Source organism: Streptomyces sp. NPDC007808 (assembly GCF_042868655.1).
Taxonomy (GTDB): Bacteria; Actinomycetota; Actinomycetes; order Streptomycetales; family Streptomycetaceae; genus Streptomyces.
Genome location: NZ_JBIAEQ010000012.1, coordinates 140,390 through 150,628 on the forward strand (window position 1 = coordinate 140,390; position 10,239 = coordinate 150,628).

Sequence of the window (10,239 nt, forward strand, 5' to 3'; positions counted from 1 at the left end):
GTGCCCTGCGGGGGACGAGAGTCGGTTGTCAGGACACGGGACGGTCCGGTTGTCGGAACGCGGGAGGGGAGTCGGTTGTCAGACGCGGATGACCTGCGGGCCGAGCAGTGAGTATCGATGCGCCTCGGCCGCCGGGAGCAGCGTGCTGGTCACGATCGCTTCCAAGGCGCCGACCTGAGCGAACCGGCAGAAGCTGACCGCTCCGAACTTGGTGTGCACTCCCGCGAAGACCGTGCGGCGCGCGGCCCGGATCGCCTGTGCCTTGACCTCGCTGACCGCGGGGTCGGGGGTGGTGAGGCCGTGGTCGCGCGAGATGCCGTTGGCGCCGATGAACGCCAGGTCGATGACGAAGCCGGACAGCATCTTCGTCGTCCAGTGGTCGACGGTGGCCAGTGTCCCGGCCCGCACCCGTCCGCCGAGCAGCAGCACGGAGACCTGCTCGGCCTCCGCGAGGGCGCCCGCGACCGGCAGGGACGCGCTGACCACGGTCAGCGGCCGGTCGGTGGGCAGGGACTCGGCGATGAGCTGGGGGGTGAAGCCCTCGTCGACGAAGACCGTTTCCGCGTCGTGGAGCAGCTCGGCCGCGGCGGCCGCGATCCGGCGCTTCTCCGGGACATGGCTGGTGGCGCGGAAGGCGAGCGTCGTCTCGAAGCCGGCGCTCTCCACGGGGTAGGCCCCGCCGTGGGTACGGCGGAGCAGGCCGTGGTCCTCCAGGAGGCGCAGATCCCGCCGTACGGTCTCCTTGGCCACGCCCAGGTCGGCGGCGAGCGCGGTGACGTCGACCGAGCCGTCGCGCCGGGCCGCCCGCACGATCTCGCGCTGGCGCTCTTCCGCCGTTCTCGTGCTCATGCCGACACCCGCCTCCGCCGTGCTGCCCGTTCGGGCCCGGTAGGACCCATGCCGGAATTTCTACAGCGGGTGCGCGGGGCTGACCAGGTCTGTTGCCGGTCCGATGCTGCCCGTGTGCGCCCGTTCACCGGCGGGCGCGCCCGCCGCGGACCTGCGTGGTTGTCACGGGCGGCGTGAGATCGGGCGCCGCGGATGCCCGAACGCGCGCCGGACGGGCCCGTTCGATGCCCGCCCGCGCGTTCGCGACGACGGGTTTCGGTCAGTACGGCCAGATCGGTGGGTCGCTCACGAAGTGGCCGCCCAGGCAGGCGTGCGCGATGTTCTCCGGGTCCAGCTCGCCCTGCTCGGCGATCAGCTTCTCGGCGTACGGCTCGGAGTCGTCCTGCGGCTCGTAGCCGAGGGCGCGCGCGGTGGTGAGGTCCCACCACAGCCGGGTGTTCGCGGAGGAGCCGTAGACGACGGTGTGTCCGACGTTCTCCGCGGTCAGGGCGGCGTGGAGGAGTCGGGCGCCGTCGGCGGGGCTCATCCATACCGAGAGCATGCGGACACTGGTCGGCTCGGGGAAGCAGGAGCCGATGCGCACGGACACGGTCTCCAGGCCGTACTTGTCCCAGTAGAACTGGGCGAGGTCCTCGCCGAAGGACTTGGACAGGCCGTAGAAGGTGTCCGGGCGGCGCGGGGTGTCGATCGGGATGAGGGCACCGCCCTCCCGGGGCCTGGGCGTGAAGCCCACCGCGTGGTTGGAGGAGGCGAAGACGACGCGCTCCACGCCCTCCTCGCGGGCGGCCTCGTACAGGTTGTAGGTGCCCTCGATGTTCGCCTTGAGGATCTTGTCGAACGGGGCTTCGAGGGAGATCCCCGCCAGGTGGATGATCGCGTCGACGCCTCGCACGGCCTCGCGCAGGGCCTGCCTGTCACCGAGGTCGGCGACGATCGCGTCCGGCACGCCGTCGACGGGACGCAGATCGAGCAGCCGCAGCTCGTAGCCGTACGCCGGGAGACGGTCCCGCATCAGGGTGCCGAGTCCGCCGGCGGCGCCGGTGAGCAGAACGGTGCTGGGTGCGGGCATCCTCGGGGCTCCTTGGGTCGGCGCGGGTCCGCTCGGTGTGGCTCGGTGCGGCTCGGTCGGCTCGCTCAGCCGATTCGGTGACTGCATGCGTGGACGGCATTCATATGCGTGGACACGCTAGGGATCGTCCGCCGATCACGTCAAGTGTCCCGCGCGCACGGTGAATCCGCTGCTGGATCGCCGGTTCGGGCGCTTGACCGGCCTCGACCGGGCTCCCTAGGCTGACGATGTTCAAGAATATAGACGCTGATCAGAAGCGTGAGCGCCTGTTTCCAGGGAGAGCCCGTGACGCCAGTCCCCCTCGCCGCACGCCTCGGCATCCCCGGCGGGCCGCTGTTCTTCCCCGTCACCGCCTTCGGCCCCGACGGCTCGGTCGACCTCGACACCTACCGCGTCCATGTACGCCGGGGCGTCGAGGCCGGGGCAGCCGCCGTGTTCGCCTGCTGCGGCACCGGAGAGTTCCACGCGCTCGCGCCCGAGGAGTACGAGGCGTGCGTGCGGGTGGCCGTCGAGTCCGCCGCGGGCCGGGTGCCGGTCGTCGCGGGCGTCGGGTACGGCACCGCCCTCGCCGTGCGGTACGCCGGACTCGCCGGGACGGCCGGCGCCGACGGGCTGCTCGCCATGCCGCCGTACCTCGTGGTCGCCGGGCAGGAGGGGCTGCTGCGGCACTACCGGGAGATCGCCGCGGCGACCGCGCTCCCCGTCGTCGTCTACCAGCGCGACAACGCCGTCTTCACCCCGGCCGGCGTCGTCGAACTGGCCCGCACCGAGGGGATCATCGGCCTCAAGGACGGCCTCGGCGACCTCGACCTCATGCAGCGGATCGTCAGCGCCGTACGCACCGAGGCCCCCGGCGACTTCCTCTACTTCAACGGCCTGCCGACCGCCGAGCAGACCCAGCTCGCCTACCGAGCCATCGGCGTCCCGCTCTACTCCTCCGCCGTGTTCTGCTTCGCCCCGGAGATCGCCCTCGCCTTCTACCGGGCGCTGGAGACGGGCGACGACACGACCGCTCACCGCCTCCTGGACGGGTTCTACCGGCCGTTCGTCGAACTGCGCGCCCAGGGCCGCGGCTACGCCGTCGCCCTGGTCAAGGCGGGCGTACGGCTGCGCGGGCTGGACGTGGGTGAGGTGCGCCCGCCGCTGCACGAGCCGAGCGAGGATCATCTCAAGCAGCTCGCTCAGGTGATCGAGCGCGGCTACGCACTACTGGAGAAGCAGCGGGAGGAAACCAAGTGAAGGCGTCGGCATTCCTCTACCCCTGGGACGTCAACGGTGACCCGGAGGCACCCGCGAGGATCGCCGCCCTCGGCGTGCCGCAGGTGACGCTCGCCGCCGCCTACCACTCCACCCGCGCCCTCACCCCTCGCCACCCGCGCCACCGCATCGTCACCGCCGAACACGCGGCCGTGCTCTACCCCCCGGACGACCGCTGGCAGGGCCGGGCACTGCGCCCGTACCCGGCGGGGGACTGGGCGCCCGGCGACGCGTACGGCGAGGCCGCCGCGGCCCTCGCGGACGCCGGCCTGGAGGTGCACAGCTGGGTGGTGCTCGCGCACAACTCCCGCCTGGGCGCCGAGCATCCGCACACCTGCGTCGTCAACGCCTACGGCGACCGCTACCCGTGGGCCCCCTGCATCGCACAGCCCGCCACGCGCGCGTACCTCCTCGACCTCGCCGCCGAGGCCGCCGTACGCCCCGGAGCGCGCGGCACCGAACTGGAGTCCCTCGGCTGGTACGGCCTCCAGCATCTGCACGCCCACGACAAGACCGCCGGGGTCCCGCTCGGGGACGCCGGGCAGTACCTGATGGCGCTCTGCTTCTGCCCGACCTGCCGGGAGGGGTACGGCGCCCAGGGCCTGGACGCCGACGAGTTGGCGGCCGCCGTACGCGGCGCCCTGGAGCCGCTGTGGCAGGGCACGGCCGACGACGAGGGCTGGGCCGGGGTGGAGAAGCTGCTCGGCGAGGCGACCGCGGCCGCCACGCGCGCGTGGCGCGACGAAACCGCCCGCACGCTGCAGGAGCAGGCGGTGCGGGCGGTACGCCGGGCCGCCCCCGCGGGCTTCCAGGTGCTGCTGCACGCGGACCCCGTGACGTACCACTGCGGCGCGAACCCGGGTGTCGACCCCGCGCACATCCTGACCGTCGCCGACGGCGTGGTCGTGCCCTGCGCAGGCGGCCCCGGGCTGCTCACGCCCTTCGCCGAACAGGGGCGCGCGGGCGCGGTCGTCGCCGCCAACTTCGGTGTGGTGTCAGGGATGGGGGGCAGCCCGGGCACGCTCGCCTCGGACATCGCCCGCGCGCGTGCGCTGGGGGCCACGCAGCTCCGGCTCTATCACGCCGGGTTGGCGTCGGACGCGGACCTGGTGGCGGTGCGGGAGGCTCTGGCCGCCCGCTGAAGCGGCGCCAGGGCGGTCACCGGCCACACCAGGCCGATCACGATCAACACGGCTCGTACGTCGAGCAGTTCGACGAGCGCCGCTCCGACGGCGAGTCCGATGACGTTCGGGGTGAAGACGAGCGTGTCGGCCGTCGCGGCGATACGGCCGAGCAAAGCGTCCGGTGCCGCGTCCTGCACGGCGGTGAGCGTGGCGATGAGCACGCAGGGCAGGCCCACGCCGATCGCCGCGCTGCAGACGAGGGCCACCGCGTCGGACGGGATCGCCCGCAGCCCGGCCGCGACGGCCGCCAGGGCGATGCCGCAAGCGGCGAAACGGCGTTCGCCGAGGCGGCGCAGCGCGGGGCCGGAGAGCAGCCCGATCGCCACCGACCCGGCGCCCTGGACGGCGTACAGCACACCGGCGTACGCGGGGGCGTGCCCGAGTGTGTCGACGACGGCGTACGTCATCGCCCCGTTGAGGCCGGCGAAGAGCATGGTGGCGCCGCCGGCCAGGACGAGAGGACGCAACCGGCCGTGCGCCCACAGGAAACGGGCCCCCTCGGCGGTCTGCGCCCGCCAACCGCCCTTCGGCGGCTCGGGCGTGCTCCCGCGGACTCGGAGGCAGGCGTACAGGCCGCTCGCGAGCACGAACGTCATCGCGTCGAGCAGGGCGACGCTCGCACCGCCGTACGCCGCGTAGACACCCGCGCCGGCCAGCGGGGCGAGGAGCTTCGTGCCTTCGGAAGCGGTCGTGCGCAGCCCGTTGAAGTCCCCGAGCAGGGGCGCCGGCACAGCGCCCGCGACCAGCGCGGACTCGGCGGCGTGGTGCACCACGCCCGCCGCGCCGTAGACGAAGAGGACCGCGAAGAGGAGCCAGACGCGGCCCGGGGAGTCGATGGTGACGAGGCTGGGCAACAGGGCGGCCATCAGCAGGTTGGCGCCGATCAGCAGCGGCCTTCGGCGGGTGCGGTCGGCGAGGGTGCCGAGGAGTGGGCCCGCCAGGGTCGGGGCCCACATGGCGAGCACGCAGAGCGCCGCCAGGCCGTCGGAGCCGGTGAGGTCCTTGACCCAGACGCCGGACACCAGCCACAGCGCCGAGGTGCCGAAGCCGGAGATCACGGACGCGGTGAGGTACAGGCGGGCGTTGCGGTCGCTCAGGACGCGGGGGAGGGCCCGGGTGGTGATTGTCATGCCGCACCATCGTGCGGCTGAGGCGGGGGGTTCGGGATGGGGAAGGTGCCTTATCCGCCCGTGTCACGAGGACGGGGCGGCGTACTCCGACGGGTGTCGGTGTACGCCGCCCTCGGTGGGGTCGGGATGCGGGAGCCGGCCCGCGTCGTCACGGCGGTTACTTCGGGTCCTCGTTGAACTTGGAGGTGGACCAGAGGTAGCCGAGGGTGGCGAGGCCGAGGCACCAGGCGAGGGCCAGCCAGCCGTTGTGGCCGATCTCGGTGCCGAGCAGCAGTCCGCGCAGGGTTTCGATGGCGGGGGTGAAGGGCTGGTACTCGGCGATCGGCTGGAACCAGCCGGGCATCGCGTCGACCGGGACGAAGGTGCTGGAGATGAGCGGCAGGAAGATCAGGGGCATGGCGTTGTTGCTGGCGGCTTCGGCGTTGGGGCTGACCAGGCCCATGCCGACGGCGATCCAGGTGAGTGCCGTGGCGAACAGGACGAGCAGTCCGAGGGCGGCGAGCCATTCCAGGGCGGTGGCGTCGGTGGAGCGGAAGCCGATGGCCACACCGACGGCTGCGACCAGGACGACGCTGACGACCGACTGCAGGACGCTGCCGAGCACGTGTCCGATCAGTACCGATCCGCGGTGGATGGCCATGGTGCGGAAGCGGGCGATGATGCCTTCGGTCATGTCGTTGGAGACGGAGACCGCGGTGCCGATGGTGGTGCTGCCGATGGTCATCAGGAGCAGGCCGGGTACGAGGTAGGCCACGTAGGCCGAGCGGTCGGCGCCGCCGTCGCCGATGCCGGCGCTCATGGTGTCGCCGAAGATGTAGACGAAGAGCAGCAGCAGCATGATCGGGGTGAGCAGGAGGTTGAGGGTGAGGGAGGGGTAGCGGCGGGCGTGCAGGAGGTTGCGGCGCAGCATGGTGGAGGCGTCGCGCACGGCGTAGGAGCGCGGGGTGGGACGGGCGGGGGCCGCAGAGGTGCTCATCGGGCGTTCTCCTTGGGCTGGTGGGGGAGGCCGGTGCCGCCGGTGAGGGCGAAGAAGACGTCGTCGAGGTCGGGGGTGTGCACGGTGAGTTCGTCGGCCTCGATGCCGGTGGCGTCGAGCCGGTCGAGGACGGAGCGCAGTTCGCGCTGGCCGCCGCCGCTGGGGAGGAGCAGGGCGAGGGCGTCGTCGTCGCGGGAGGCTCCGTTCAGCGTGGCGGCGGCGGACCGGTAGGCGGCGGGGTCGGTGAAGCGCAGGCGGATGTGTCCGCCGGGGACGAGGCGCTTGAGTTCCTCGGCGGTGCCCTCGGCGGCGATCTTGCCGTCGTTCAGGACGGCGATGCGGTCGGCGAGTTCGTCGGCTTCTTCCAGGTACTGGGTGGTGAGGAAGACGGTGACGCCGCCGGTGACGAGTTCGCGGATGATGTGCCACATGGTGTGGCGGGAGCGCGGGTCGAGACCGGTGGTCGGCTCGTCCAGGAAGATGATCTTCGGGTTGCCGACCAGGGTCATGGCGATGTCCAGGCGGCGCTTCATGCCCCCGGAGTAGGTGGAGGCGGGCTTGCGCGCGGCGTCGGTGAGGTCGAAGCGCTCCAGCAGTTCGGCGGCGACCCGCCGTCCCTCGTGTTTGGGCAGGTGGTGCAGGTCCGCCATGAGGAGCATGTTCTCCTCCCCGGTGATCAGGCCGTCGACGGCGGAGAACTGCCCGGTGACCCCGATCGCCGCGCGGACGGCCTGGGCGTCGGTGGCGAGGTCGTGGCCGCCGACCCGGATCACGCCGTCATCGGCGCTGATCAGCGTGGAGAGGATCTTGACCGCGGTGGTCTTGCCGGCGCCGTTCGGGCCGAGCAGGGCGAAGATCGTTCCTTCCGGGACGGCCAGGTCGACGCCGTCGAGGACGGTCTTGTCGCCGTAGGACTTGCGCAGCCCGTTCGCCGCGATGGCCGAAGTGGTCATGAGTGGGTGCTCCTTCTGCGGGCCGGGGGTGTCTACAGGCTGCGGGCGGTGATGTCGCCGTAGCCGGTGGTCGCGTGGACGTGCAGGCCGGCGCCGGCACCGTCGGTGTTCTTGAGCGCGTTGTGGACCCGGCCGTATCCGGTGCCGGCGTCCAGGGAGGCGGAGACGCCGTGGGCGGCGCCGACCGAGATGTCGCCGTGCTCGGTGTGCAGGGTGACCGTGCCGCGCGCGGCCTCTCCGATGCGGAGGTCGCCCTTCTGGGTGCTGATCTCCGCGGGGCCGTCCAGGCGGCCGACCGAGACGTCGCCGGCGAGGACGGTGACGCGGGCGCTTGCGGCCTCGTCGAGCTTGACCGGGCCCTGCGCGCTGTCGTACGTCACGTCGCCGAGCCGTCCGACGCCCCGGAGCTCGGTGCCGGCGGCCTTCACCGCGACGTGGGAGCCGGCGGGCAACTGCACCGTCACCTCGACGGATCCGGAGGCGCCGAAGTACTGCTTCTTCGTCGGGGCCTCGATCCGCAGGACCCCGTCGCCGAACTCGACGGTGGTCTGCTCGGCGGCTTCGGCGTCCCGGCTCTTGCCGGGGTCGGCGGGCCGGACCTCGACGGTGGTTTCGGTCCGGTCGGCGGCGATGACCTGGACCCGGCCGGCGGGGATGTCGAGGACTGCGGCGACCGGGGCGGGGGTGTCGAACTTCTGCATCGTCTTCTCCTGTGCTGGCTGGTGTGCTTCGTCGCTGTTCGGTGCTTCCGTCGGGTGTTTCCGACATCGAAAAAGCTACGTTGCGTTCATGGATCTGGCAACGCACTCGTTGCATGAAGTGTTCATTTTCGCAGTGCAGAGGCGAGAAATCGTTGCAACGGGGGAGGGTGTAACGCAACGTCAGTTCAGCGTTCGTTGCATTGAGGTGGGGGTGAAAGCTACAGTGAGGGCATCTGATGAACCAGGAAGGGAGATCTCATGCCGGGAGGCAGGCTCACCCAGCAGGAACGCCAGCAGATCGCGCTGGGGCTGGCCGACGGGCTCGCCTACGCGGAGATCGCCCGACGCCTCGACCGTCCGACGTCGACCGTCACACGCGAGGTCATGCGCAACGGAGGCCCTGTCGCCTACCGTGCCGACCTGGCCCACCGTGCCACCGAACGCCGCGCCCACCGGCGCAGGCCGGCCGCGCCCCGGGGGCGGAAGGCACCCGAGCAGGCCCTTGGGCGCGACCCCGAGGCCGTGCGCGAGTACGAGGAGGCGTTCACCACCCTGTTCATGCAGCAGGGCCTGCCCAAGATGACGGCCCGGGTCCTGACCTGCCTCTTCATCACCGACGCGGGCAGCCTCACCGCGTCCGAACTCGTCGAGCGCCTCCAGGTCAGCCCGGCCTCGGTGTCCAAGGCGATCGCGTTCCTCGACAGCCAGGGCCTCATCCGCCGGGAACGCGACGAGCGTCGCCGCGATCGCTACGTCGTCGACAACGACGTCTGGTACCAGTCGACGATGGCCGCCGCACGGTCCAGCGCCGAGCTCGCCCGGATCGCGCGCCAGGGCGTCGGCGTCCTCGGCCCCGACACCCTGGCGGCCGTCCGCCTGGAGAACATCGCCCGCTTCTCCGACTTCATCAGCGAGAGCATCACCCGTGCCGCGGAGCAGGCCCGCGAGGTCCTCTTCGCCAAGGCCGAGACGGCTCCGGACGGCGGTGCGGGGTCGGACGGTGGTGCGGGGCCGGCATCGGATCGTTGAGCGCCGGGTTCCGCCGGCAGGTCGTTCTGTCCGTCGGCGGGCCGTCGGCGCCGCCGCGGTGGGCGCCGCCCGTCCGGGCCGGCGATGAGTTTCGCGTCCGGCTCCGGTCCACCTCCCAGGAACAGATCTGTGAGGAGCCGCTCATGACCGACACGATCGTCGACCTCGGACCGCAGGCCCGCATCGTGGCCCGTCTCGCGGACGGTGTCAGCGACGACCAGCTCTCGGCGCCCACGCCCTGCCCTGGCATGGCGGTGCGCAATCTGCTGGGCCACCTGCTCGGCCTCGCCGTCGCCTTCCGTGACGCCGGCCGCAAGGACCTGGGCCCCACGACCGACACCAACCCGGACGACGCCGTAGCGGACCTCGGGCCGGGCTGGCGCGAGGAACTGCCGAAGGTGCTCGACGAACTGGCCGAGGCGTGGCGCGACCCGGCCGCGTGGACCGGCGACACCCGGGCGGGCGGGGTGGCGCTGACCGGCCCGGAGGCGGGCACCGTCGCTGCGGACGAACTGGTGATCCACGGCTGGGACCTGGCCCGCTCGACCGGCCAGGAGTACGAGCCGGACCCATCCGCACTGCGGCTGTCGTACGGCATGCTCCTCGCGGCCGCCGACGACCCGAGCCGGGGCGGCGGCATCTTCGGCCCCGTCGTCCCGGTCGCCCGGGACGCTTCGCTCCTGGACCGGGCGGTGGGGCTGAGCGGACGGGACCCGGCCTGGCGGCGGCCGTAACGGACCGGGGAGGTCTGCGGAGCCCCTGCCGACCGGACAGCGGAGCCACGTCTTCCGCCATGTTCGACCGTCGCCCGGGGCACCGCCTGCCCAGCGCGTCCGCCCGCCGCGCGCAGGGATGCCGCGACCGGCGCCCTCGCGCACATGCGGGCGCACCGCCTGCCCAGCGCGTCCGCCCGCCGCGCGCAGGGATGCCGCGACCGGCACCCTCGCGCACATGCGGGCGTACCGCCTGCCCAGCGCGTCCGCCCGCCGCGCGCGGGGATGCCGCGACCGGCACCCTCGCGCACATGCGGGCGTACCGCCTGCCCAGCGCGTCCGCCCGCCGCGCGCGGGGATGCCGCGACCGGCACCCTC

Annotated in this window: 10 protein-coding genes; 4 read left to right on the forward strand and 6 right to left on the reverse strand. The window is 72.6% G+C overall.

Annotated features, from left to right (window positions below; genetic code table 11):
* Positions 1-78 precede the first annotated feature (78 nt).
* A complete protein-coding gene (locus tag ACFYNL_RS37340; RefSeq protein ID WP_388812009.1) occupies positions 79-849 on the reverse strand; it encodes a DeoR/GlpR family DNA-binding transcription regulator in 771 nt (256 codons plus the stop codon).
* A gap of 259 nt (positions 850-1,108) precedes the next feature.
* On the reverse strand, positions 1,109-1,918 hold the full coding sequence (locus ACFYNL_RS37345; protein WP_388812012.1) for an NAD-dependent epimerase/dehydratase family protein: 810 nt from the start codon (positions 1,916-1,918) through the stop codon (positions 1,109-1,111).
* A gap of 285 nt (positions 1,919-2,203) precedes the next feature.
* On the opposite strand from ACFYNL_RS37345, the gene ACFYNL_RS37350 reads away from it, so the two are divergent.
* The gene (locus ACFYNL_RS37350) at positions 2,204-3,157 is read left to right on the forward strand and encodes a 5-dehydro-4-deoxyglucarate dehydratase (protein WP_388812014.1); all 954 of its coding nucleotides are present in this window, start codon (positions 2,204-2,206) and stop codon (positions 3,155-3,157) included.
* Positions 3,154-4,317: a hypothetical protein gene (locus tag ACFYNL_RS37355; RefSeq protein ID WP_388812017.1), complete on the forward strand. Its 1,164-nt coding sequence runs from the start codon at positions 3,154-3,156 to the stop codon at positions 4,315-4,317. Before ACFYNL_RS37350 ends, ACFYNL_RS37355 begins: the two co-directional genes overlap by 4 nt.
* Here the strand turns inward: ACFYNL_RS37355 and ACFYNL_RS37360 are convergent.
* The 4 genes from ACFYNL_RS37360 to ACFYNL_RS37375 form a co-directional block, all read right to left on the reverse strand.
* A complete protein-coding gene (locus tag ACFYNL_RS37360) occupies positions 4,254-5,489 on the reverse strand; it encodes an MFS transporter (RefSeq protein WP_388812020.1) in 1,236 nt (411 codons plus the stop codon). The two genes, ACFYNL_RS37355 and ACFYNL_RS37360, sit on opposite strands and share 64 nt — an antisense overlap.
* A 157-nt stretch (positions 5,490-5,646) precedes the next feature.
* The gene (locus ACFYNL_RS37365) at positions 5,647-6,465 is read right to left on the reverse strand and encodes an ABC transporter permease (RefSeq protein ID WP_388812022.1); all 819 of its coding nucleotides are present in this window, start codon (positions 6,463-6,465) and stop codon (positions 5,647-5,649) included.
* The gene (locus ACFYNL_RS37370) at positions 6,462-7,418 is read right to left on the reverse strand and encodes an ATP-binding cassette domain-containing protein (protein WP_388812025.1); all 957 of its coding nucleotides are present in this window, start codon (positions 7,416-7,418) and stop codon (positions 6,462-6,464) included. The genes ACFYNL_RS37365 and ACFYNL_RS37370 overlap by 4 nt, the downstream gene beginning before the upstream one ends.
* A gap of 32 nt (positions 7,419-7,450) precedes the next feature.
* Positions 7,451-8,119 carry a DUF4097 family beta strand repeat-containing protein gene (locus ACFYNL_RS37375; protein ID WP_388812028.1) on the reverse strand — a complete coding sequence of 223 codons (669 nt, stop codon included), beginning with the start codon at positions 8,117-8,119 and terminating at the stop codon, positions 7,451-7,453.
* A gap of 258 nt (positions 8,120-8,377) precedes the next feature.
* On the opposite strand from ACFYNL_RS37375, the gene ACFYNL_RS37380 reads away from it, so the two are divergent.
* Entirely contained in the window at positions 8,378-9,148 is a 771-nt protein-coding gene (locus ACFYNL_RS37380; RefSeq protein WP_388812030.1) for a helix-turn-helix domain-containing protein, read from the forward strand.
* Between the two features lie 143 nt (positions 9,149-9,291).
* Positions 9,292-9,882 (forward strand): TIGR03086 family metal-binding protein, encoded by a 591-nt coding sequence (locus ACFYNL_RS37385; RefSeq protein WP_388812032.1) that lies wholly within the window; start codon positions 9,292-9,294, stop codon positions 9,880-9,882.
* Positions 9,883-10,239: the final 357 nt, after the last annotated feature.